Genomic DNA, 23,003 nt, shown 5'->3' on the forward strand with positions numbered 1-23,003 from the left:
GCAACGGGAGAGAAACGATGTCTGACACGTCGATCTCGAATGTGATGGCCATTCGCGCCGAAGTGATCGCGCGAAGCCGCGCCTTGCGCGAGGCGCAGCCGACGGCACCGCCCGGCGTGACGCCGACCGCTCCAGCCTCAACCTTTGCCGACACCCTCAATGCCGTGGTGGCGAAGGTCAACGAGACCCAGGAGCAGGAGGATGTCGTCACCGAAGCATATGAACGGGGCGAAACCACCGACATTGCGACCGTCGCGCTCATCCAGAGCCGTGCATCCATTACGTTCGAGGCGACGCTGCAAGTCCGGAACAAGCTGCTGTCTGCATATCGAGACATCATGAACATGCCGATCGGATGACGATCGCGGAGATAACTAAGGCGGTATTGGTATGATTGTCGGCACAAGGCCACGATTTACGCAGATTATTGTCGAGGTTTGGAAGCCCCTCACGATCCTGTTCGTGTGGGACGTGGCGGTGACGGCATTCCACATGATGACCCCGATCAAGGAACCGCCTTTGCCGACGGCGCTGTTCGGCACTGCCATCGCGCTCTTCATGGGGTTTCGGACCAACGCCGCTTATGCACGCTGGTGGGAAGCGCGAACTCTTTGGGGCGCGCTCATCAATTCCTCGCGCAGTCTGGCCCGGATCACGCGCAGCCTGACCAAGGGGGAACCCGAGGGCAGTGAGATACGGCACCACATCATCCTGAGGCAGATCGCCTTTGCGCACTCGATGCGCTGCCAGCTTCGCCGACAGTCGCCCTATGAAGAAATTGCCCGGGTCGCCGGAACGGAGGTCGCCGATATGGCGGTCACTCGCCTGAACCCTGCCAATGCGCTCTTGGAGGACATATCGGGCATTTACGCTGACGCGCTCGCGGAAGGTCGGATCACCGAGATCCAGCAGGCAACTGTGGAGCGCGTCCTGATCGACATCGCCAATGCGCAGGGCGGCATGGAGCGGATCAAGAACACGCCGCTGCCCAATGGCTTTCGGTTCTTCCCGAACCTCTTCACGCGTGTGTTCTGCGTGCTGCTCCCGATCGCGCTGGTCGAATCCCTGGGCCTTGCCACGCCGATCGGATCGACGCTGATCGGACTCGTCTTCCTCGCGGTGCTGAGCATCGGCGAGGATCTGACCGATCCGTTCGCCAATAGCGTCCACGATGTCCCGCTCACGGCCATGTGCCGCACGATCGAGATCGACCTTCTCCAAACCGCGGGACTTCCGGCCCCCGAGCCGCTGACACCTGATCACGGGGTGCTGTGGTGATGGGCATGCGCGCCTTGCTGCATCTGCCCGGGCTCACGATCGCGCGCGTTGGCGCCGTTCTCGTCACCGGCGTGATTGTAGGGGCGTGCAACCCGGCTCCGAGCGAACCTGTCGAACCGGCTCATGACAAGCGTGTGACGCCAAGGCTGATCGCGCAGCGCATCATGTATTGCGACGACGGCACCCGCGCCGATGTCGACTTCATCGACGACGGCCTGAAGATGGCCGTCACCTGGCTGCCGAAGGGCAGGACCGAGATCCTGCGCGCCCAGCGAACCGGTGATGAATTTCGCGGCAACCAGTCACGGGCGGTCGTGGCGGGCGGGGCGATCGCCTTCATGCGGCGCGGGAAAATCCACGTCTGTCACCGAACCCCGGAGGGATCATAGGATATGCAGGCACTGCTTTACACGCTTGCGCCTGTGCTGGCGGTCGTAATCGGCGCGATCATCGCGAGCCGCACAAAGTTAAATCCTGGCCTCGTGGCGGGGCTACAGCATCTTGCTGCCGGCGTCGTGTTCGCGGCGGCAGCGACTGAAATCCTGCCGCAGGTCAAGCATGAGGCTTCGCCCAGCGCGACGTTGATCGGCGGGGCGGCGGGCGTCGTAACGATGCTGGGTCTCAAGGCTTTCGAGGCCCGCTTCAAGGGGCCGATGGCGCTGCTCGCCGCGATCGGCATCGACATCCTGGTCGATGGCCTGGTGCTCGGCCTTGCGTTCGTCGCGGGCGAGAAGGCGGGATTTCTGCTGACGATCGCGCTGACACTCGAAGTGCTCTTCCTGGGTCTGACACTGACCAACGAGCTGGCGGAAACCTATCGCTCGCGCCTGCGCATCATCGTGATCGTCTCGGCCTTGGCGCTGCTGCTGCCGATCGGCGCGCTCGCTGCCGTTCCTGTCGCCACGCTCTCGCCGGTAATGGTCGCTGGCTTCCTGAGCTTTGGGCTGATGGCGCTGCTCTACCTCGTCACGGAAGAGCTGCTGGTTGAGGCGCACGAGAAGCCTGACACCCCGCTCATCAGCTCGATGTTCTTCGTAGGGTTCCTCGCCCTCCTGACGCTCGAGGAGATCATGGGATGAATGCGAGCAACGACAACGCGGGCACGCAGGAGCGTCGCACGCTCTGGATCGTGCTGCTGCTGAACGCAGCAATCGCAGCGGGCTTTTTCGTATCCGGCGCGTTCGCCGATTCAAGTGCGCTCATCGCCAACGGCGTCGACAATCTGTCCGACACCGCCGTTTACGCTCTCAGCCTCGTCGCGCTGACCCACGGTAAGACGTGGAAGACGCGCGCCGCGATCGCATCGGGGGTAATGCTGCTGATCTTTGCGGGCGGCATCCTGATCGATGTCGGGCGACGCTATGTGCAGGGGAGCGAGCCGATCGGACCGACCATGATGGTCATGTCGGCGATCGCCGGCGTCGTAAACTACCTCTGCCTGCGGCTGCTCCAGCGGCTCAAGGATCCGGACGTTAACCTACGGGCCGCCACCACCTTCAGCTTCAATGACTTCATTTCCAATGGCGGCATCCTGATCGCGGGCGTGCTGGTGCTGTGGCTGGGCACCAACTGGCCGGACCTTCTGGTCGGCTTCGCTACCGCCATCATCGCCATCAAGGGCGGTGTCGAAATCCTGCGCGACGCGCGCGCCGAAACCAAGAAAAGCGAAAGGAGGTCGTCATGAACGACAAGCTCGAACTCGATATTCCAGTATTGTTGCCGGACCTTCCTGACGCGGCCGACGCTTGCCTGGACCGTCTCGTATCAACCCTGTCAAAGCGCGAAGGCGTCGAGCGGGCGCATGTGATCTGCCTCGACGGCGACACGCCGGCGGCCCTGTGCATCCATTTCGACGCTGCCAAGCTGCCGCTGCCGCGCTTGCGCGAGATGGTGCGCGCCGCGGGCGCCGAAATCACCGAACGCTACGGCCATGCGATCTGGCAGGTGACGGGGATCAGCCACGAGCGTCGGGCGCGCACCGTCAGTGACGCGCTATGCGCGCTGCCGGGCGTGGTGCAGGCGAGTGCCAGTACCAGTGGGTCTGTCCGGGTTGAATATGACCGCCGCGAGACCACCGAAGAGGAGGTGCGTTCGGCGCTTCGCAAGTTGAAGGTCCGGGTGGGCAAGCGGGTCGCCGCCGACGACCATGCCGGCCATGACCATGGTCCCGGTGGGCACGGGGCGGGCGAGGAGAAACACGGTCCTGGCGACGGTCACGACCATAGCCATGCCGATTTTCTTGGTCCCAACACCGAGTTGATCTTTGCGCTCGCTTGCGGCGCGCTGCTGGGAATTGGCTACGCGATCGAGAAGCTGGCCACCGGTGCACCGGACTGGCTGCCGACCGCCTGCTACATCGCAGCCTATTTCTTCGGCGGGTTCTTCACGCTGCGCGAGGCAATCGACAATCTTCGGCTGAAGAAGTTCGAGATCGACACGCTGATGTTGGTTGCTGCCGCCGGCGCCGCTGCGCTGGGCGCATGGGCCGAAGGCGCGCTGCTGCTGTTCCTGTTCAGCCTTGGCCATGCGCTTGAGCATTACGCGATGGGACGCGCCAAGAAGGCGATCGAGGCGCTGGCGAAGCTCGCGCCCGAAACCGCGACCGTGCGACGTGACGGGCAGACCAGCGAAATCCCGGTCGAGGAGATGGTTGTCGGGGATATTGCTATCGTCCGACCAAACGAACGCCTTCCCGCCGATGGTTTCGTCATCACGGGCACGAGCGCGATCAACCAAGCCCCGGTGACCGGCGAGAGCATCCCGGTCGACAAGGTGCCGGTCGCGGACGCGGCAGCCGCCCGCGCCAAGCCCGATGCGGTCGAGGCGGAGAGCCGCGTCTTTGCCGGCACGATCAATGGCGGCGGCGCGATCGAGATCGAGGTGACGCGCCGATCCAACGAGTCCGCGCTCGCCAAGGTGGTGAAGATGGTGAGCGAGGCGGAGACGCAGAAGTCGCCGACGCAGCGCTTCACCGATCGGTTCGAGCGCATCTTCGTGCCCGCCGTCCTGATCCTGTCGGTGCTGCTGCTGTTCGCCTGGGTGGTCATCGACGAGCCGTTCCGCGACAGCTTCTATCGCGCGATGGCGGTACTGGTCGCAGCGAGCCCTTGCGCGCTCGCGATCGCGACGCCGAGCGCGGTCCTGTCCGGCGTCGCGCGCGCGGCACGTGGCGGTGTGCTGGTGAAGGGCGGTGCGCCGCTCGAAAACCTCGGCTCGTTGAAGGCGATCGCCTTCGACAAGACCGGCACGCTGACCGAAGGGCGCCCGCGCATCACCGATGTCGTGCCCGTCGACGGCACCGACGAAGGCGAGCTGCTGTCGCTGGCCGTCGCTGTCGAGGCGCTGAGCGATCACCCGCTGGCCCAAGCGATCGTCAACGACGGCCGCGAACGCCTGAATGGGCGCCCGTTGCCCACCGCTGGCGACCTCAAGAGCCTGACCGGTCGTGGCGTCACCGCGAGCGTGGATGGCGAGACGGTGTGGATCGGCAAGGCCGAGATGTTTGGGGGCGAGGGCATACCGGCGCTGGGGCAGGGGGCGCAGGACGCGATCGCGAAGCTGCGCGAGAACGGCCGCACGACGATGGTCGTCCGCAAGGGAGACCGCGACCTAGGCGCGATCGGCCTGATGGACACGCCCCGCGAAGCGGCCAAGACCGCGCTGCGCCGGCTGCACGAGATGGGTGTGTCGCGGATGATAATGATCTCCGGCGATCACCAGAAGGTCGCCGAAGCGATCGCCAACGATGTCGGAATCGATGAGGCGTGGGGCGACCTCATGCCCGAAGACAAGGTGGCCGCAATCAAGAAGCTTGCCGGCGAGGACAAGGTCGCGATGGTCGGCGACGGCGTGAACGACGCGCCCGCGATGGCGAGCGCCACGGTCGGCATCGCAATGGGCGCGGCGGGGTCGGACGTAGCGCTCGAGACGGCCGACGTAGCGCTGATGGCCGACGACCTGGCGCACTTGCCGTTCGCGGTCGGCCTGAGCCGTCATACGCGCGGCATCATCCGTCAGAACGTGTTCGTCAGCCTGGGCGTCGTCGCCTTCCTCGTGCCTGCCACCATCCTCGGCCTCGGCATCGGGCCAGCGGTGGCGGTCCATGAGGGATCGACACTGCTCGTCGTCATCAACGCGCTCCGGCTGCTCGCCTACCGCGACCCGGCGGGGAACGCGGCATGAAGTGGCTGGTCGCTTTCGACCTCGACGGCACGCTCGCGGAGAGCAAACGCCCGTTATCGGAGGATATGGCCGCGATCATCGCCCGGTTGCTCGCCGTTACCGATGTGGCGGTGATCTCGGGCGGGGACTGGCCACAATTCGAAAAGCAGGTCGCGTCGCGCTTGCCTGCGGACGCAGCGCTCGACCGCCTCTGGTTGATGCCGACCACCGGCACCAAGCTCTATCGCTTCATCGATGGGGCTTGGTGCGTGGTCTATGCCGAGCTGTTCGACGATGCGGAGAAGGCGAAGATCCGCGCGGCCTTCGACCGGGCGCTGGCCGATGCCGGCCTCGCCGATGAACGCATATGGGGCGAGCGGATCGAGGATCGCGGCAGCCAGATTACCTTTTCGGGGCTGGGGCAGGCGGCGCCGCTGAAGGAAAAGGAGGGATGGGACCGGGATCGGAAAAAACGCACTGCATTGCAGGCGACCTTGCGCGCAGTGCTGCCGGGCCTCTCGATCAATCTTGGCGGTACGACATCGATCGACGTGACGAGGGCAGGGGTCGACAAAGGCTACGGCCTGAAGCGCCTGAGCGCCGAAAGCGGCGTGCCGCTCGACGGCATGTTGTTCATCGGCGATGCGATCTTCCCCGGTGGAAATGACTATCCCGCCGTCGAGATCGGCCTCGACACGGTCAGGGTGCGCGACGTTGCGGAAACCGCCGCCGTCGTGGCCGCCATCATCGCATGTCTGCACCGGTAGGTTCGCAGATGTTCACGATCCTCGCCTTAATCACGAGCGCCTTCAAGGCGCTCGGCCCAACATTCGTTTTTAACCTCCGATTTGGAGCGATCGCGTAGAACAGGCAGGCCGGCATGTTTCAAAGCTCATGGTGGGAGATAACCACCCATATCATCAGTCTCGCCGTCGCCTACGCGCTTGCCCTTCCGGTTGGCTGGGATCGCGAGAAGGACGCCCGTAGCGCAGGCATCCGCACATTCCCGTTGGTTGCCATCGCCAGTTGCGGCTTCGTGCTGGTAGGCATCGCGATCCTCGGCCGCACGTCCCCGGCGCAGGCCAGGTTGCTCGAAGGTCTGATTACAGGCGTCGGTTTCATTGGGGGCGGCGCGATCCTGAAGAAGGGTAGCAAAGCCTCGGGTACGGCAACAGCGGCCAGCCTGTGGGCGACTGGCGCGCTCGGGGCGGCCGTCGGCTACGGCCTATACGATATCGCCTTCATCCTGAGCTGCACCACCTTCCTGACCCTGCGCTGTTCTCGTCCGCTCAAGCGCGCTACCAATGGCGACGCCTGTACTCCGGCAAGTCCATGACGACCTCTCAGGCGAGCCGATGGACACATCCAGTGCAAGCCCTCACCCGACGTTGGGCGCCGGCGCGGACTATCCCGGCGCGGGACCGCCAACACCGCTTGCTGCGCTGGGCGACGCTGTTGGAGCGCAATCCTCACCAGATCATCGGCCTGCTGCCTCCCTCTTGGGCAGGCGGTGACGCGCGCGGCCCGATGATCGATCGGCCGAGCGCGATCGATGTCGCATGGGACGATGTGGTGCTGCGTGTGATGGGGCTGGCGGGTCGATCGCGCCGTGAAGCCAAAGCATTCTTCGGGCTGTCGGACGCGGAATTGGATCGAATTGTCGCTGGGTCGTGGCGGTGTCCGATCCGCCCCGCTTGGCAGGTCGCCGCGCGGATCAGGAACGTCGAGTGCCCGCGACTGGAAAACGCGATCGTAGGATCGGTCCTCGCCCTCATCCTCGTGTTCTGCGCCATCTTCTATTGGATCATCTGACGAGGCTGTCTTGTGTTCGACATCATAACATCGATCCTATCGGCACTCGGCGGCTTTGGCGTCTTCCTGCTGATGCTGGCCGAGAACGTCTTTCCGCCGATTCCATCGGAAGTGATCCTGCCCCTTGCGGGCTACACGGCCGCGCAGGGGCGCGGCTCGCTGTGGGTGGTCGTTATCGCTGGCACCCTCGGATCGGCCGCAGGAGCGATCCTATGGTACTATGTCGGGCGCTGGATCGGCATCGATCGGTTGAAGCGCTTTGCTTCTCGCCACGGTCGATGGCTGACGTTGACGGCGGACGAGATCGATCATGTCGATCGCTGGTTCGACCGCTATGGCCGTTGGGCGGTTCTGTTCGGACGAATGGTCCCGGGAGTCCGGACGTTGATTTCGGTGCCAGCAGGGGTCAGCGGAATGCCCCTCGGTCCGTTCCTGCTTTCCACGCTTGCCGGCTCGGCAATATGGACCGTGATCCTCGTGCTAGCCGGCTACGAGCTGGGCGAACGCTATAATCAGGTGGCGAGCGTCATCGAACCGGTCAGCAACGCCGTGCTCTTGCTGGCCGTCATTTGGTATCTCTGGCGGGTCGCGACCTTCGGGCGATCCGGGGATCGCCATTGATGAATGTCAATGGCTCGTCTCCCGTTTTTCCCGCCGGACTTTGGCTTACGGCAGCTTCGATGCTGGTCTTCGTCACGCGCTACGCCAGTGCCCTTGGCCTGGTCCCGCGAGGAACCACGTTCATTCTCATCAAGTGGATCGGGAGGCTTTACCGCATCGGGTTTCGCGCATGGCGTCGCAACGGGGGGAAGTGGCGCTGGGCCGCATCATCAAGATCCACCGCCACAAGGTAAGCGAAGCATCCTATGTACTATCTTGCAGTCAAGGCCATCGTCTCGGGCATACTAATCGCGGCAGCGTCGGAAGTGGCGAAGCGCTATCCCGGGTTCGGAGCGCTGATTGCGTCGCTACCGGTCGTCTCGGTCCTTGGCATGATATGGCTGTGGCACGACCGGCCTGATGCGATGAACATGGCGGCCCATGCGCAGGCGACCTTCTGGTTCGTACTCCCCTCGCTGCCGCTATTCCTACTGATACCAGTCCTTTTGCGTCACGGAATTGGCTTTTGGCCAGCCTTGGCCGCCGGATGCTGCCTGACCGTCCTGCTCTATATCGCGATGGTTCTCGCACTCCGGCGCTTTGGCATCGCTTTGTGATTTCCATGAACAACGAGCGGGTGAACAGAATGACAAACCTCAAGGAACGCGCGCTCATTGCCGCTGTCGCGACCATCGCTCTGACTGGATGCGGACTGATTAAACCACGGGATGCTGGCTATTTCCGTTTCCACGCGGAAGAGGCGAGGCTGGTTGTCACCCGCTGCGAGCGGGGCCAGGAAACCGGCAGCGACTGCGAGGCCGCGGCCCAGGCCGTGGCCGAGCTCGATGCGGCTGCGCGCCGGCAACCTCCGGCCAGAGCCGGACGCCAGCGCGGACATGATGCTACACTGGAGAAGGAACGTGATGATCGGAATTAACGGCACGCTCGCGCTGATGGTCGCAACGGCCGCTGGACTGACGCCACCTGCTGCGAGCGCACAGCACGCTCAACACGGTACGAGCGTGACCCGGGGAGCTGATGCGGGAAAGCGGGCCGACACGCCCGCAACCAGAGCCTACCGGGCCGCGAACGCCAAGATGCATGGCGCTATGGACGTGGCCTTCACTGGTGATGCCGACGCCGACTTCATGCGCGCGATGATCCCCCATCATGAAGGCGCGATCGCGATGGCCGAGATAGAATTGAGGTACGGGCGCGATCCCGCTGTTCGCCGGCTTGCAGCCGAAGTAGTGGCGACGCAGCGGCGCGAGATCGCCGAGATGCGGGCGTGGCTTGCCCGGCGCGAAACCCGCAAGTAGCGGCCCGAAGCCTTACCGCCGTCAATGATGGCGGCGGTAATGCCTCGGACGGGAATGACGATCATAGTGCCGATCGCGCACGTAGTGGCGAGACTGGTATCGCGGAGAGTCGGCATAATAGCCGCCACCATAATAGGGCTGCGCATAGCCATAGCCGTGATTTGACACGACCACACGTCCATGTCCGCCGTAGCTACCATGACCTGTGGAATGACGGCCACCATGGTGCTGCGCCATCGCAGTACCAGGGACCAACGAAGCCAGCAGCCCCGCTGCAATCCAAAATGTCTTACGCATGTCTACTCTCCTACCATCGGACGATAGGATCGAACGACGGCGTATTTGATATTAGGGCTTCTACTTGAACCGACACTGAACTTGATGCCGGTCAACGATACCAGAACGTGCGCATGTAGACTCAAATCTGGGCCTTTGTGGTGCCGACAGTCGAACCTTGTGCCTTTGAGCCTCTCAATCGCATGGACAACGCTGTGATGGCTGGCAGGACAAGAAGGGTCAGGATTGTCGATGTTATAAGCCCCCCGATGACGACCGTTGCGAGTGGGCGTTGCACTTCTGCTCCTGTGCCGGTCGCAAGCGCCATCGGCACGAAGCCAAGAGACGCGACCAGCGCGGTCATCAGCACCGGACGGACGCGCTCCATTGCGCCGCCCACGATCGCATCGTCGTCGGCCGCACCGTCTTCGCGATACTTTCCGATCGCACTCATCATCACGAGGCCGTTGAGGACGGCAACGCCCGATAGGGCTATGAACCCGACCGCTGCGGTGATCGAGAAGGGGATACCGCGCAGCAGCAGCGCAAACACGCCCCCTGCGAGCGCCATCGGCACCGCCGAGAACACGATCGCCGCCGACACGAAGCTGCCGAGCGCCATGTAGAGCAGGGCATAGATCGCGATAAAGCAGATCGGCACGACGATCAGCAGGCGCAACCGAGCCGATTGCAGGCTCTCGAAGGTGCCGCCCCACTCAGTATACATGCCGGCGGGAAGCTGCATCTGGCCGATCCTCGCCTGTGCTTCGTCGACGAACCCGCCAAGATCGCGCCCGCGGACGTTGATCTGCACGACCACCATCCGCTTGCCATTCTCGCGACTAACCTGGTTCAACCCCTGCGTGTAGTTGAACCGGGCGACCTGGCTGAGCGGGATCGAGCGCGCCACCTGACCCTCGGCAGTGGGCAGCATCACCGGGATCGACCCCAGTGTCTCAAGGTCATCCCGTTGCGCATCGGGGAGGCGGACCACGACGTCGAACCGCCGGTCTCCCTCGAACAACAACCCGGCCTCGCGCCCGCCAAGCGCAGCCGAGACCGTGTTCGCCACCTCCTCAACCGACAGGCCATAACGGCCCGCCGCTTGCCGATCGATCTGCACGTCGAAGGTCGGCGCGCCGGACGTCTGTTCGGCACTCACGTCACCAGCGCCCGGGATGGTGCGCATGACGGAAGCGATGCGCCGCGCCTGTTCGCTCATCGCGTCGAGGTCATCGCCGTAGAGTTTGATCGCGACGTCGGCGCGAACGCCGGCGATCAGCTCGTTGAAGCGCATCTGGATCGGTTGCTGAATCTCTGTTCGGTTGCCGATCAGCGGTTTCATCCGCTCCTCGATGCGGCGAAGGATGTCCTCCTTGCTCTTAACCTCCGCCGGCCACTCGTCCTCTGGCTTTGGAATCACATAGGTATCCGACGCATTGGGCGGCATCGGATCGGTGCCGAGATCGGCGTTGCCGTTCTTAGAGAAGACCAGCGCCACCTCCGGCAGCGTCTTCAATGCATTCTCGATCTGAAGCTGCATCTGTGTCGACTGATCGATCGACGCCGATGGCACGCGGAAGTTGGTGACGGTTATGTCCTTCTCGTCGAGCTGCGGCATGAACTCCTCGCCGAGCAAGCCAAAGCTCAGCACTGCCGCGACGAACACGCCGACACCGCCCAGAATGAAGGGCATCGGCCGAGCTACGCCCCTGCCCAGCACGGGGGCGTAGCGTTCCTTGAACCAGCGGATCGGCTTCACTTCCGTCTCGCTGACCCGGCCCTTGACGACGATCGCGATCATCGCGGGAACGAAGGTCAGCGACAGGACGAAAGCGGAGGCGAGCGCCACCATCAACGTGATCGCCATCGGCGCGAACGTCTTGCCCTCAACGCCCTGGAAGGTGAGCAGCGGCACGAAGACGAGGAAGATGATGAGCTGACCATAAACGGTCGGCCGCACCATCTCCTTGGCCGCGAGTGTCGTTTCCTCCATCCGCTCGTCGCGGGTGAGAAGCCGGCCTTCATGCTCCTGGCGCTCGGCGAGGCGGCGAAGCGCATTCTCGACGATGATGACGGCGCCGTCGACGATCAGCCCGAAGTCGAGCGCTCCAAGGCTCATCAGGTTGCCCGATACGCCCAGCCCGTTCATGCCGGCGGCCGTCATCAGCATAGTGATCGGGATGACCGCAGCGGTGATGAGCGCGGCGCGGATGTTGCCGAGCAGCAGGAACAGCACGACGATGACGAGCAGCGCGCCTTCTGTGAGGTTCTTTTCGACCGTCGCGATCGTCGCGTTGACCAGCTTGGACCGGTTGTAGACCGGCTCGGCGAACACGTCGGGCGGCAGCGCCTTGTTGATCTGCGTCAGCTTCTCGGCGGCATCGGTCGCGACGATGCGGCTGTTGTCGCCCACCAGCATCAGCACGGTCGAGATGACCGCTTCTGATCCCATGCGACTGCCGGATCCGGTGCGGACCGCACCGCCGATCACGACCTGGCCCACGTCCTTGACGCGGATGGGAACGCCGTTCCGGGTTGCCACGACGGCTTCCTGAATGTCATCGATCGATTTGAGGCGAGCATCGGCGCGGACAAGGAAGCTCTCGCCGGCACGGCGGACGTAATTGGAGCCGGCAGAGAGATTGGCCCGCTCCATCGCGTCCGCCAACTCCGTCACCGACAGCCCATAGCTAACGAGCGCGTTCAGGTTTGGCTCGATCAGATATTGCTTCACATAGCCGCCGTTGGAATCAACCCCGGCGACGCCGCGCACGGCGCGCATCTGTGGGCGGATGATCCAATCCTGCACCGTGCGGAGATATGCCGCCTTCGCCAGCTCGGTGGTCAGGCGTTCGCCCTCGGGCGTGAGATAGCTGCCGTCCGACTGCCAGCCCGGCTTCCCATCGACCGTCTTCAAGCCCTTGCCGTCGGGGTGACGGAAGGCGACCGAATAGAAGAAAATCTCGCCGAGCCCGGTGCTGAGCGGTGCTAGGATCGGCTGCGCGTTGGAAGGCAGGCTGTCGCGCGATTGTGCGAGCCGTTCCGTCACCTGCTGGCGCGCGAAGTAAATGTCGGTGCGGTCGGTGAAGACCGCCGTTACCTGGCTGAAGCCGTTGCGCGAGATGGAGCGGGTCATCTCAAGCCCTGGGATTCCGGCCAGCGCCGTTTCCACCGGGAACGTCACCTGCTTTTCGATGTCGACCGGCCCAAGCGTCGGGGCGAATGTGCTGATCTGGACCTGTCGGTTGGTGACGTCGGGCACAGCGTCAATCGGCAGCTTGGTGATCTGCCATAAACCAAAGCCAATGACGACGAGGGTCAGGACGGCGACAAGCCATCGCATCCGGACCGAAAGGGAGAGGATGCGGCCGATCATTCCGCCGACTCCTTCTCGATCTCCGCTTTGAGGAGAAAAGCGTTGGTGGTGGCGATCTGCGTGCCGGCGGCGAGGCCGCCGGTGATCGCCACCATCCCGCCTGATCGGCTGCCGACCTGAACCGGCTGTGCGCGGAAGCCTTGGCCGGTGCGGACGAACACTACGGTATCGCTGCCAAGCGTCTGCACCGCGTCTTGCGGCACCATCACGCCACTCTTGGCGGCCCCGCCGCTGGCGAGGATACGAGCCTGCACAAGCTGGCCCGGGGCGAGTGTGCTGCCGCCAGAGGTCGGCGTGATGACGACGGTCGCGGTCCGCGATTGCGGATCGACGACGCCGGTCGACGAACGTACGCGGCCCTCGATCTTGCGGCCATCGGTGGTGGTCAACTCCACCCTGTCACCTTCTCGGACCCGGCCTGCATCGGCGGGGGGAACGCTAGCCGTGATCTGAAGCCGGCGCGGGTCGGCGACGCGGAACAGCTCGGTTTCAGCCGCGACGAACTGGCCGAGATTGGCACCAGCATTGGTGACGCGCCCCGAGACGGGGCTGACGACCGCAACCGATCGGCCGTCACCTGATACGCGGGCAGCGCCTGCGGCGGCGCTAGCGCGCCGGGCATCGGCCTGGGCGACCGCCAGATTGGCTTGTGCGGCTTCATAGTCAGCGCGGGGGGTGACGCCCTGGGCAAGCAAACCGCGTTCGCGTTCGAGCTGGCGAGCGGCGAGAGTGACGCGCGCGGACGCGGCCGAGCGATCGGCTGCGATCTGCGAAGCATCGCGGCTCTCGACCAGAGCGAGCGTCTGGCCGGCTCGCACAAGATCGCCGATGCGGACCATGATACGGCTGACCGTGCCCGGTGCGCGCGCGGTCAGCACCGCCTCGGCGTCGGGCGTCGCCTCGACCGTAGCGGAGGCAAGGATCGCGGCGTCCAGCTCGCCGGAGGCCGCCGGGGCTACAGTGATCTGCGATGCCGAAAGTGCCTGCTGCGTCATCGCGACCGTGTTCGACGGCTTGGCTGGCGCTGCGGCCTCCGTAGGAGCAGGGGCAGGGGCGGGCGATTGGGTGAGGCGCGCAGCGCCGAATCCAAGCGCGGCGGCAGCGACCAGGCCAATGGCGGCGCCGGTGTAGAGGCGAGTTTTATCGGTCATTGCACCGCTTCTCCGGTGATGGTGAGGCCCTGCAGACGGGCGAGATTGGCGCGGGCGTCGAGGCGCGCTGCGGCGGCATCGAGGATGAGGCCGCGGGCGACTCCGAGATTTTGACGTGCGGCGAGCAGTTCGATCAGCGGGCTTTTACCTGCCTCGTAAGCGATGCGGGCGAGGCGGTAGCCTTCTTCGGCGGTTGTCAAAGTCCGCTGCGCGGCAGCGGCACGAGCGTCGGCTGCCTCGACCAGCGCTAGACCGGCGCGTGTCCCGGCCTCGGCTTCGAGCCGGGCCGCGGCGGCGCGCGCTTCTGCTCCTTGCAGCTCAGCGCGTGCCGCCGCGATGTTGCCCTGGTTGCGATCGAAGAAGGGGAGCGGGACCGATATGCCGGCGACTAGGGCAGGGCCGCTCGCGACGCGGAGTTGACGCACTCCAAGCTGCGCAGTGACGTTCGGAATGGCGAGGCGCTGTTGCACCGTCACCGCCCGCGCAGCGGCGTCTTGTTCGGCTTCCGCGACCCGCACCGTCGTCGCCTGCATCGCGTCAATGGGACCGAAAGCCGGCTTGGCATCGAGCCGATCGAGGAGTGACTCCGAAAGACCGGTGAAGGGGGTGGTCATACCGGCGAGCGCCGAAAGACGTGCCAGCGCGACCGTCTTGAAAGCGCGCGCGTTTTCGAGGTCGGCCTGAAGCGTGTTCAGTTCGGTTTCGGCCTGCACTTGCCGGAGACGGGCTTCCTTGCCGGCGCCGACCAAAGCGCGGGCAACCCTCAAGACATCGGTCGCCTGTTTAACCTCTTCTTCGGCGATGGTGATGCGACGATCGGCGATTTCGGCACCAGCATAAGCGCGCGCCAGCTCAGTCGCAAAGACGAGACGGCCGTCACGATCGCGCGCCTTTGCCGCAACGATCCCGGCTTCACCGGCGGCGATCCGAGCGGATCGCTTGCCGCCCAGTTCGACAGGCTGATCGACCTGGAAAGTCGTCTGTTGTTGATTGCGCGCATTGCGATCGTGGTCGCCCACGAAATTCTCTGCATAGACATTGATCGAGGGGTTCGGTCGGGCGCGCGCTTGTAATGCCAAGCCGCGTGCTCGGGCGACGTCTGCTTCTAGCGCCAGGACGCGCGGCACATCACGCGTCTGATTTAGAAGCTGTGCAAAGGGGGGTGCGGTCTGCGACCACGCCGCACCTACGGGCGATAGCGCCGCAAAGGCGCCGGTCAGCGCAACGGTGCGCGACCGGCGAAAACTGCCGTTCATAGTGCATGATCCTCTAGGGTAGTCAGTCGACGCGCGCGGCGTCGGCGAGACTCAACCGCGAGGCGGACGCAGAAGCTTAGATGGGTCGATCCCGCTGGGGAGCGATGGAGTTAATATCGACCACACGCGAGCGGCGACGATGGCCGCAACCGGCGCAGCCCTCGCGCCATCGAAAGCAACCCAGTGGCCTGCGGCGTGGGCAAGAAGGTGAGCTGGCCCGTCGCCGTCGGCCTGCTTTGCCGGAGCCTGATCGTCATGATCGATCATAACCGCATGGTCGTGATCGTCATCAGAATGGGTATCGACCATGGCGACTTGAACCGGGCCGTGATCGTGAACCATGGCGCTATGCCATCCCGATACTGCGACAAGCCCGAGGACAGCGGCCAGCGCCAACACGACTCCTAGGATCGCAACAGAGGAACGCTGCACCGCCATCATTTGCAGCGTAAGCCGACGCAAAAAACGGGGCAAGGAAATCACTTGCCGGTCAATTCGAGCGTTCACGCTATTTCAGCCTGCTCGACATTATACCAGCGCCTTGGCGGCGAGACACGACATCAGGACGTGCCCCCCTTTGCGGAACGGTCGGTCAGCTTTGCCAAGCGGTGTGGCAGGTCGCTCATGACGCGGCGTGCATCACCAGGTCGCAGGTTACGCCAACGCCGGACCTCGTCGCGCGTGCGGCCACACCCCCGGCACCATCCGGTGCGGGCATCGAAACCACATAGATCGACGCAAGGCGATCGCATCAGATCGCGCCGATCCGACTGAGGCCTTGCAAGCCGGAATAGGCCATGTAGCCCGCGATCACGAGCATCAGGCCCGCCGACGCATAAGGCGCCTTGCGCGCGAAGTCGCCGAACCCTGACCAGCGCTTGCGGATGTGCGTGACGCTGAGCGATGCGATGACGCCGGCGCTGACCATCGTCACGGCAAGGCCGACGCTGAACGCGCTCACCAGCACGACACCGAGCGCGAGACGCTTGAGCTGGAGGCAGAGCAGGAGGACGGTGACGGCTGCGGGGCAGGGGATCAGCCCGCCCGTCAGGCCGAACAGCGCGATCTGGCCGGTCGTTACCTGACGATCGGCGAACCGGCGGCTGATATCGGCGGCGTGGGCGCGCTCATGCGCGTTCATGTAGGCATCGTCGCCCGTGACCTTCAGTCCATCATGCCCGTGGCCGTGATCGTGCCCGTGTTCGGCGAATGTGAGGTCGTAGTCATGGCTGTGGCCGCCGTGGCCCAGCGAGACGCGCGCGTTGAAGGCGTGCGGTTCCGGGATCTCCTCGACGCTTTCGATGTAATCGCCCCGATCGACGAAGCGGAATGTCTGCGAACGGCCTTCGCCGCGATCCGTTGTGAGGATAACATCCGCCGCTTTCCAGCCACCCTTGGCAAAGCTCGCCCGCCAGCGCGGCGGCACGCCATCCTCGAAAATCTCCAGACGCATCATGCCGTGGCCGGTGTCGATCGTGCGGATCTCGTCCTCGCCGTGATGGTGGTGGTGATCGTGCGCGGCTTCGGCCTTCTGATCGGCACGCGTGCGCCAAATCATCCATAGACCGATGCCAAGAACGATGACGGCCGAGCCGAGCAGGAGGTAAGGCTCGGTCGTTTCGGTGTTGATGCCGCGCCCGAGATATTGCCCGCCAAGCGCGATGCCCCACACGATCGCGGTGTGCGAAAGCGCCGCGCACAGGCCGAGCAGGACGGCTTGGCCAACAGTGCCACGCACTGCGATAATAAACGCAGCCATCATGGTCTTGGAATGGCCGGGCTCCAGCCCGTGCAGCGCACCGAGCAGCAGCGCGGTCGGGATGAACAGCCAGAGATTGGAGCTGCCCTGTTGAACGAGTTCGGCGAAAGAGGTCATGGTGCGTCCCGGCAAGCCCGGCGGTCGCGACCGATCGGACGTGAAGTTCGGGCAGGTCCATATCCCCCCATGGGGATAGAGTCTATCCCCCCGGGGGGTTGCTCGACAAAGTTCGTCCGTTTGTCTTATAGGGTGACATGGCCCATTACGATCATTCCAATCATCCCGCGATCATCAAGCGGCTCAACCGTGCGACCGGGCACCTGAAAAGCATCGTCGGGATGATCGAAGAGCAACGGCCGTGCGTCGATATCGCGCAGCAGCTTCAGGCGGTGGAGAACGCGATCGCCAGCGCCAAGCGCGCGCTCATCAACGATCATATCGATCACTGCTTGGTTCACGCCGAAGAGGGCGAGGGGACAAAGGTGGCGGTGGAGCAGTTCCGGGCGATATCCAAATACTGGTGATCGCCTAATCGGACAGGGTTGATCGGATTCGGCTTGTACATATGCCCCCCAGGGGATACGGGCGTCTCACTCTTGGGGAGTAGCTACCCGCTGTTGCGGGGCCATCGTCAACATCCTTGAACCTTCCGGTTCGTGGCGATGGCAGCAGATTTTGATCTGCCCGGCGAGACCAACGATGCGCTACCTCTCTCGTGGCCGGAGGTGGATTGCGTCGTTCGGTTGACGGCCCTTGGACGTATATCAATGACGGGTTTGCTAACGCTCGGCGCTCTTGGCGCCAGCTTGTCGGTCGACGCCTTCGCTGCGGCGGTGGGGAAGGGTGCGACCAATCAGCGCAATCGTTGGCGCGATGCCTTACGTGTCGGCGCCGTGTTCGGCTTCTTCGAGGCGATCACGCCGGCGATTGGCTGGGCGATCGGCCTGGCGCTGAGCACTTGGATCGCGGCAGTCGATCATTGGATAGCCTTCTTCCTGCTTTTCGGCGTCGGCGGGCATATGATCCATGCAGCGACGAAAAGCGACGTGGACGCGGGTCAGCGCGCTCAGACCGGCGTGTGGCGACTGGTCGTTACCGCGCTCGCCACCAGCATCGATGCAACGGCGGTGGGTGTCAGTCTCGCGGTCATGCAGGTCAATATCCTGACCGCGTGCCTCATCATTGGCGGGATCACCACGGTCGTCGCCACGATCGGCGTCATGCTCGGCAAGCACGCGGGACGGTATATCGGCCGCTATGCAGAGATGCTGGGCGGGCTGACGCTCATCCTCATCGGCGGCACGATCCTCTACCAGCACCTCACCGCCTGACCTCAAACCAGCGCGCCGCTTGCTCGCTTGGCGGGGAAGCGGCGCGCGATTTCGCAGCTAGTCCGCGATAAAGCTGCCGCGTCCTCCCCGGAACGCGCCGACGACATTGCCACGATCCCAATGGCCGGACAGGATGCCGCGCCGGGGGATGCTTCCGACCGGCTTGCGGCGCGCGGCGAGTAGCCGCGCGCGGCGTGTATCGCGATCGATGGGCAAGCCCGTCATGATGTCGATGGCGGTGCGCAGCGGGGTCATGCGGGCCGCCACTGCTCGACCAGCGCCGCCATCGCGTCGCGGTAGCCCCAAGCATCGGGATAGACGGACGGCTCGGCCGCCAGATGCGCCATGACGATGAGCATGTCTTCCGAGATGCCGGGATCGCAATTGCAGAGGTGAAGGACCGGAAAATGGCCCCATGCACTGCCGTCCCACCATGCCAACAGGAAGTCGGCCGCACGCGAGGCTTGGCCGGTATCGGACCCGGCGACGACGATCAGGCGGGCAATGGCCTCGCCAACGTCCTCGAAGCTGACAGCCCGGATTGCGGGGCGGCGTTGGGGTGGGCTCATGACTATTCGCTTCTGCTCCTTCAAGCGTGGAAGGGGACGGGGACCAACAGCGCATCATCGATCGGCTCGACGTCGCGCAGCTCCACCATCACGATCTTCTCTACCCGCTCGGCGCCGGTCGGATCGAGATAAACATAGGTGTGGCCTGCAAACACCGGGCTGCACAAGCGCCAGATCACGCCTTTCCGACCGATGCGGCGTTCCGCGCGCCCGTCATAGGATGCGAAAGCGCCCGCAATCCGGACCCGCTGCGCGATCCGCAGCCAATTGGCTGCGCCGTCGATGACGACGGCCAGTTCCTCCGGCGAAAGAGCCGGTCGGCCGATGCCGAACGTCGCTTGGGGATCGCGCGCGATCCGGGACAGCTTCTCCTCGACCGGTTCCGGTTTCCAGTCGCTGACTGGCCCGGGGGCGGCCTTGTACATATGCGTTACCGGCTTCCCGCCGAACAGGTCGGGTTGTACGCCGACAAGGCGGCGGTGGAACATCGCCTTGTGATAGTCGCGCCGCCATTGCGCTTCGGGGGTCAGCGGCTTCGCATTTGGGCCATCGCGCATGATCGCGACCAGCTCGTTAAACTCCTCCTCGCTCACCGTGGCGACGCTCGGGTCAAAGACAATGCGCGCCGCCACGCCCCGGCCCCCGTCGGGGCCGGGATCGTCGGCGGCGGTCACGCCGCCGCCTCCAGTTCGGGCGCTGTCTCGACCGCCATGCGGCTCAACAGCCAGTCGGACGCGTCCTGCGCGAGCCGTGCGGCGGTGAAGATGCACTTCTTGTCGTTGCGGAGCGCTTGAAGCCAGTTCGCCAGATAGGCGGCGTGGTCCTCGCGATCGTGGAGCTTGATGCCGATGGTGGCGCTGACGAACGCGGCCCCAAGCTCGGCGACCAGTTCCTCGCGAGCATAGTCCTCGCGCTTCGTGGAAATGAGGGAGGGGCGGGCAAGGCGGTCAACGTGCCCCGTCGCATGGCAAAGCTCGTGCGCTAGGGTCGAATAATAGTCGTCGCTGGTGTGGAAGTCGGCAAACTGCGGCATGACGACATGATCGCCGCTCGGCTGATAATAGGGCTGGGAACCGAAGTGCTTGAGGGTGACGGGCACGCGGGCAAAGAGCGTGTCCAGTTCGGCGTCGCGCTGGTCGGGATTGGTCGCGGTGATGACGGGCAAGGGGGCAGGATATTTCGCCTCGATGCCGTCGATCTGCTCGGCATTGAAGACGGTGTAGCGCTTGAGGAACGCCACCTGACGCTTGCCATCCTCGCCTCGCTCTGCGCCCTCCTGTGCCTTGCTGTCGGCGTTCACCTCGATCTTGTTGGCATAGACGACGGTTGAGCCCTTCTCGCCCTTGCGGACGCAGCCGCCGAGCGCGAGCGCCTGCTTGAAGGTCAGCCAATGCGGGGAAGCATAGCCCTTCGTCATGGCGGCAACCCAAAGGGTCAGGACGTTGATGCCGCGATAGGGAACCCCCGTCGAGCGCAGCGGGATGGTGGGTGCGGTGCTGCCGTTCCACGATTTCGACCAAGGCCGGGTGCCCGCCTCGATCATGGCGATCATCTGATCGGTGATTTCCTGATAGATGTCGGCCCGGTTGTCGGTGATCCGTCCCATGATTGTCTTCCTTTCCTCTGAGGCTGAAAGCCGGTCGCAACAGCAACCGGCTCTGCCTTTCCGGCGAGGAACGGGATGGGGAGGGAGGGCGAGAATCTACCGCTGGCGCGGGCGAGCCGCCCTAGCGTGGCCGACGCCCTGCAGGGCGTCGAGTGCCACGCTTGGCGGATTACACGGGCGGTCGATTGTCGTTCGGGAACGAAAGGGCAGCCGCCCTTGGTGTTCCCCGGCGCTGGATGGCCTCCGGGGGAGGGCAGCGGCGCGAACGGGCTTACGCCGCGCCCTAGGCGCTTCGATCAGGTGTGCCACGTGGCACACCTTTCACGCGAGGATCGTCACCCAATAGGGCCGAGACGGCGGTACGGCGGCTTGGTCGGCGCAGAGAGCGAAAGGAGCGGTGCTTGCAGGGTCGCACCCGGCTTCACGCTGATCCTAGACGTTAGCGTTCTGTAGCAACCCTGTTGAATAGAGCGCCATCTATAAGCTGGATCTCTGCCGTTTTGAGGGGCCGCACACCCTCTTTGGTGAGAACCCATGTCATGTCGTTGGATTGCCCCAGCGTGATACCTGACACCTGCTTTCCTTCGAGATGGTAAATCCACACCTCCCCTCGGGTGATGTTACCTATGCGGTCTTTCGCTCGGATCGTACCTGCAACATGGCCAGCGGCGACCACAATGAGGATGACAATGGTCCCGCACCCCACCCGAGCCATAAACAATGTCAGAGGATCAAAAAACGGCGGCCTATGCGATGCAGCCCTGGCGCGGTCGAAGAGCTTGCCGGCAATCAAAGTAAGCGCCGTCACGATCAGCAGCGGCAGGATCGCTGTAAGCCACGCGCCGGTTGTGGTGATAATGGCACCGAGGCCCTCCACCGCAACTGCAATGTTCGAACCGCCAAGATTGGTCGGATCGATGGCAAAACGGCCGAAATAGGCCTGTCTGTAGGTCCACCCGGCAAAATAGATGGCCGCTAATATGGTGGCGATCACGAAGGCGGAGTCAAACGCCTTGGTGACGAGTTCACGCGGTGAGGAAGATGTTCCAGGGCCTGCGGGCATTTGTCCTCCTTACGGGAATGGCTTTGCGAAGCGGCGTATAGATCCCACGTACACGGGTGGCTGGATCGTCGAGCTGACGAACGCGGCCCCAGCTCGGGAACCAGTTCCTTGCTGGCGTAGCTGTGCCACGTGGCACACCCCTCTTCATCGCTGGAACGATGCGTCCGACCCGGCCGAGTGATATGCCGGCGGATTGACCCGCCGGAGTCAGGCCGGCGTGTCGTCGTTGCCCGGTGCAGGCTGTGCGAGACCTGTATCGACGACGGCGGGTAGGGCTTCCACCGTTTCGACCTCGGTAGCGGCCGTTTGCAGGCGGATCGAGCTTCGCACCGATGCCGCGTCGAGCCGGTCCTGAAAGTAGGTCTGCGACCAAGCCATGTCAGCCCATTCGTCGGGGCGCGCCTGATAGGCGCCGACGCGGCCGACCAGACCACATAGCCAGTCGGCGCACTGGCATGTCTGGTAGCGTTCGCTCTCGACTTGGAAGGGCGGCTCGATGATGCGACGCCGGGGGGAGGGGCCACCATACATGGCTTGGCTCGCGCGAGTCAGGATGGCGTCGCGATCCTGATGCTCGTCCATGACGATGACCATATCGGCGTCGTTCTGATCGGCATATTGGTTGAGGCGCTTCATCGCCTCGCCCAGGACCGTGAGGTAAAGCGCCTGCGCCTTAAACTCCGCGACGGGGCGGTTCTTCTCGAGGCCAACGTAGAAGACATGCCCGCCGCTTGCGCGGATCTTGTTGAGGATGCGATTGGCCGCCGTGCGAACCTGCCGGTATTTCTCGACGTTCATGCTGGTGAAGAGGGCCGAGCCCTTCTTCTCCCATGTCGCGGGATGCTGGCCGCTTTGCCCGATCTCCCAAGCCAGCATGTTGCATTTGAGCTGGTAGAACCAGGTCGAGAATTGCCGCACGGATGAGTAGGGGAGGATCATGCCCCCGAGCCCGAAAACGGGACTGTCATTGTAGGCGGGATCGTCGCGCGCGACATACGGGCCGATGTGGCCAAACTCGTCGAGATAAGCGAAATACAGCATGCAGGTCCCCAGAATCGCGAAAGCCCACGCTAAGCGTGGGCCTCGGAATTGGGGCAGCCCGTGAGCCGCGTCCGTCAACAGATATGAGCGATGAGCCTGGTGTTGTCAAGAACGGACGCTGATTACTCCCCTGAGCGAAAGGCGTCCTCAATGATGGGCAGGTATCGCTCCACCTGCTCCTTGTCGCTCTCCTGCTCATCGGCGGGAAGATCGGCATAGTCGGTCGCAATCTGCTTTTCCCAGCGTTCGACAAGATCGGCGGGGATCAGCAACGAGCCGTCCTCCTGTTTGGTCGCCTTGCCGTGCATGTAGCGCTGCCAATGCGACCAGCGCTCATGTTCGATCGCGGCGAGGCGTTCGACCAAGGTCTTACGGGCGTCAGCGGCGAGAGGCTTTGCCATG

General features: G+C 64.1%; 28 protein-coding genes and 1 riboswitch. Of the genes, 16 read left to right on the forward strand and 12 right to left on the reverse strand.

Going from position 1 to position 23,003, the window contains the following annotated elements:
• The first annotated feature begins 17 nt into the window (after positions 1 to 17).
• From fliE to copM, 13 genes are all read left to right on the forward strand, one after another.
• On the forward strand, positions 18 to 359 hold the full coding sequence (fliE, locus tag ACFQ24_RS03505) for a flagellar hook-basal body complex protein FliE (protein WP_007406845.1): 342 nt from the start codon (positions 18 to 20) through the stop codon (positions 357 to 359).
• Positions 360 to 390: 31 nt separating this feature from the next.
• On the forward strand, positions 391 to 1,278 hold the full coding sequence (locus ACFQ24_RS03510; RefSeq protein ID WP_007406841.1) for a bestrophin family protein: 888 nt from the start codon (positions 391 to 393) through the stop codon (positions 1,276 to 1,278).
• A 5-nt stretch (positions 1,279 to 1,283) separates the two neighbouring features.
• Positions 1,284 to 1,667: a hypothetical protein gene (locus ACFQ24_RS03515; RefSeq protein ID WP_007406861.1), complete on the forward strand. Its 384-nt coding sequence runs from the start codon at positions 1,284 to 1,286 to the stop codon at positions 1,665 to 1,667.
• 3 nt (positions 1,668 to 1,670) lie between these two features.
• Entirely contained in the window at positions 1,671 to 2,357 is a 687-nt protein-coding gene (locus tag ACFQ24_RS03520; RefSeq protein WP_007406853.1) for a ZIP family metal transporter, read from the forward strand.
• Complete coding sequence (locus tag ACFQ24_RS03525; protein ID WP_007406859.1) at positions 2,354 to 2,962, forward strand: cation transporter; 609 nt, start codon at positions 2,354 to 2,356, stop codon at positions 2,960 to 2,962. Before ACFQ24_RS03520 ends, ACFQ24_RS03525 begins: the two co-directional genes overlap by 4 nt.
• Entirely contained in the window at positions 2,959 to 5,460 is a 2,502-nt protein-coding gene (locus ACFQ24_RS03530) for a heavy metal translocating P-type ATPase (protein ID WP_007406838.1), read from the forward strand. Before ACFQ24_RS03525 ends, ACFQ24_RS03530 begins: the two co-directional genes overlap by 4 nt.
• Positions 5,457 to 6,206 (forward strand): HAD-IIB family hydrolase, encoded by a 750-nt coding sequence (locus ACFQ24_RS03535; RefSeq protein ID WP_007406852.1) that lies wholly within the window; start codon positions 5,457 to 5,459, stop codon positions 6,204 to 6,206. Before ACFQ24_RS03530 ends, ACFQ24_RS03535 begins: the two co-directional genes overlap by 4 nt.
• Positions 6,207 to 6,319: 113 nt before the next feature.
• Positions 6,320 to 6,775, forward strand: a complete 456-nt coding sequence (locus tag ACFQ24_RS03540; protein WP_018251228.1) for an MgtC/SapB family protein — start codon at positions 6,320 to 6,322, stop codon at positions 6,773 to 6,775.
• A gap of 98 nt (positions 6,776 to 6,873) precedes the next feature.
• A complete protein-coding gene (locus ACFQ24_RS03545; RefSeq protein WP_007406863.1) occupies positions 6,874 to 7,251 on the forward strand; it encodes a hypothetical protein in 378 nt (125 codons plus the stop codon).
• A 12-nt stretch (positions 7,252 to 7,263) separates the two neighbouring features.
• The gene (locus ACFQ24_RS03550; RefSeq protein ID WP_007406854.1) at positions 7,264 to 7,872 is read left to right on the forward strand and encodes a DedA family protein; all 609 of its coding nucleotides are present in this window, start codon (positions 7,264 to 7,266) and stop codon (positions 7,870 to 7,872) included.
• Positions 7,873 to 8,117: 245 nt separating this feature from the next.
• Entirely contained in the window at positions 8,118 to 8,468 is a 351-nt protein-coding gene (locus ACFQ24_RS03555; protein ID WP_018251229.1) for a DUF3147 family protein, read from the forward strand.
• Positions 8,469 to 8,473: 5 nt separating this feature from the next.
• Positions 8,474 to 8,788 (forward strand): hypothetical protein, encoded by a 315-nt coding sequence (locus ACFQ24_RS03560; protein ID WP_206379108.1) that lies wholly within the window; start codon positions 8,474 to 8,476, stop codon positions 8,786 to 8,788.
• On the forward strand, positions 8,775 to 9,170 hold the full coding sequence (gene copM / locus ACFQ24_RS03565; protein WP_050794225.1) for a CopM family metallochaperone: 396 nt from the start codon (positions 8,775 to 8,777) through the stop codon (positions 9,168 to 9,170). Before ACFQ24_RS03560 ends, copM begins: the two co-directional genes overlap by 14 nt.
• Positions 9,171 to 9,588: 418 nt before the next feature.
• Here the strand turns inward: copM and ACFQ24_RS03570 are convergent, their stop codons facing one another.
• From ACFQ24_RS03570 to ACFQ24_RS03580, 3 genes are read right to left on the reverse strand one after another with little or no spacing between them, the layout of a single operon-like run.
• Positions 9,589 to 12,825, reverse strand: coding sequence for an efflux RND transporter permease subunit (locus tag ACFQ24_RS03570; RefSeq protein WP_018251231.1), 3,237 nt, complete (start codon positions 12,823 to 12,825; stop codon positions 9,589 to 9,591).
• A complete protein-coding gene (locus ACFQ24_RS03575; protein WP_007406857.1) occupies positions 12,822 to 13,976 on the reverse strand; it encodes an efflux RND transporter periplasmic adaptor subunit in 1,155 nt (384 codons plus the stop codon). Before ACFQ24_RS03575 ends, ACFQ24_RS03570 begins: the two co-directional genes overlap by 4 nt.
• Positions 13,973 to 15,232 (reverse strand): TolC family protein, encoded by a 1,260-nt coding sequence (locus ACFQ24_RS03580; protein WP_007406848.1) that lies wholly within the window; start codon positions 15,230 to 15,232, stop codon positions 13,973 to 13,975. Before ACFQ24_RS03580 ends, ACFQ24_RS03575 begins: the two co-directional genes overlap by 4 nt.
• Positions 15,233 to 15,427: 195 nt before the next feature.
• Between ACFQ24_RS03580 and ACFQ24_RS03585 the strand changes: the two genes are divergently transcribed.
• Complete coding sequence (locus ACFQ24_RS03585) at positions 15,428 to 15,640, forward strand: hypothetical protein (protein WP_043058994.1); 213 nt, start codon at positions 15,428 to 15,430, stop codon at positions 15,638 to 15,640.
• A 152-nt stretch (positions 15,641 to 15,792) separates the two neighbouring features.
• Here the strand turns inward: ACFQ24_RS03585 and ACFQ24_RS03590 are convergent, their stop codons facing one another.
• Together ACFQ24_RS03590 and ACFQ24_RS03595 are read right to left on the reverse strand one after the other, a co-directional pair.
• On the reverse strand, positions 15,793 to 15,984 hold the full coding sequence (locus tag ACFQ24_RS03590) for a DUF1289 domain-containing protein (protein ID WP_037569978.1): 192 nt from the start codon (positions 15,982 to 15,984) through the stop codon (positions 15,793 to 15,795).
• On the reverse strand, positions 15,984 to 17,108 hold the full coding sequence (locus tag ACFQ24_RS03595) for a nickel/cobalt efflux transporter (RefSeq protein WP_007406849.1): 1,125 nt from the start codon (positions 17,106 to 17,108) through the stop codon (positions 15,984 to 15,986). Before ACFQ24_RS03595 ends, ACFQ24_RS03590 begins: the two co-directional genes overlap by 1 nt.
• Before the next feature lie 137 nt (positions 17,109 to 17,245).
• Here ACFQ24_RS03595 and ACFQ24_RS03600 point away from each other — a divergent pair, with 137 nt between their 5' ends.
• Entirely contained in the window at positions 17,246 to 17,515 is a 270-nt protein-coding gene (locus ACFQ24_RS03600) for a metal-sensing transcriptional repressor (protein WP_007406864.1), read from the forward strand.
• Positions 17,516 to 17,583: 68 nt separating this feature from the next.
• A riboswitch (yybP-ykoY riboswitch) is annotated at positions 17,584 to 17,754 on the forward strand.
• 4 nt (positions 17,755 to 17,758) lie between these two features.
• Positions 17,759 to 18,322, forward strand: coding sequence for a manganese efflux pump MntP (locus ACFQ24_RS03605; RefSeq protein ID WP_018251237.1), 564 nt, complete (start codon positions 17,759 to 17,761; stop codon positions 18,320 to 18,322).
• A gap of 57 nt (positions 18,323 to 18,379) precedes the next feature.
• On the opposite strand, the gene ACFQ24_RS03610 is transcribed toward ACFQ24_RS03605, so the two are convergent.
• The 7 genes from ACFQ24_RS03610 to ACFQ24_RS03640 form a co-directional block, all read right to left on the reverse strand.
• Positions 18,380 to 18,577 (reverse strand): hypothetical protein, encoded by a 198-nt coding sequence (locus tag ACFQ24_RS03610; RefSeq protein WP_018251238.1) that lies wholly within the window; start codon positions 18,575 to 18,577, stop codon positions 18,380 to 18,382.
• The gene (locus ACFQ24_RS03615) at positions 18,574 to 18,891 is read right to left on the reverse strand and encodes a DUF7673 family protein (protein WP_018251239.1); all 318 of its coding nucleotides are present in this window, start codon (positions 18,889 to 18,891) and stop codon (positions 18,574 to 18,576) included. The genes ACFQ24_RS03610 and ACFQ24_RS03615 overlap by 4 nt, the downstream gene beginning before the upstream one ends.
• 20 nt (positions 18,892 to 18,911) lie before the next feature.
• On the reverse strand, positions 18,912 to 19,565 hold the full coding sequence (locus ACFQ24_RS03620; RefSeq protein ID WP_018251240.1) for a hypothetical protein: 654 nt from the start codon (positions 19,563 to 19,565) through the stop codon (positions 18,912 to 18,914).
• Positions 19,562 to 20,497 (reverse strand): ArdC family protein, encoded by a 936-nt coding sequence (locus ACFQ24_RS03625; protein ID WP_042469543.1) that lies wholly within the window; start codon positions 20,495 to 20,497, stop codon positions 19,562 to 19,564. The genes ACFQ24_RS03620 and ACFQ24_RS03625 overlap by 4 nt, the downstream gene beginning before the upstream one ends.
• A gap of 439 nt (positions 20,498 to 20,936) precedes the next feature.
• Positions 20,937 to 21,560 (reverse strand): hypothetical protein, encoded by a 624-nt coding sequence (locus ACFQ24_RS03630; RefSeq protein ID WP_056432825.1) that lies wholly within the window; start codon positions 21,558 to 21,560, stop codon positions 20,937 to 20,939.
• Positions 21,561 to 21,767: 207 nt separating this feature from the next.
• Positions 21,768 to 22,601, reverse strand: a complete 834-nt coding sequence (locus ACFQ24_RS03635) for a DUF3800 domain-containing protein (RefSeq protein WP_018251243.1) — start codon at positions 22,599 to 22,601, stop codon at positions 21,768 to 21,770.
• Positions 22,602 to 22,723: 122 nt separating this feature from the next.
• Entirely contained in the window at positions 22,724 to 23,002 is a 279-nt protein-coding gene (locus ACFQ24_RS03640) for a hypothetical protein (RefSeq protein WP_018251244.1), read from the reverse strand.
• Position 23,003: the final 1 nt, after the last annotated feature.

The organism is Sphingobium olei (assembly GCF_042678845.1).
Taxonomy (GTDB): Bacteria; Pseudomonadota; Alphaproteobacteria; order Sphingomonadales; family Sphingomonadaceae; genus Sphingobium; species Sphingobium olei.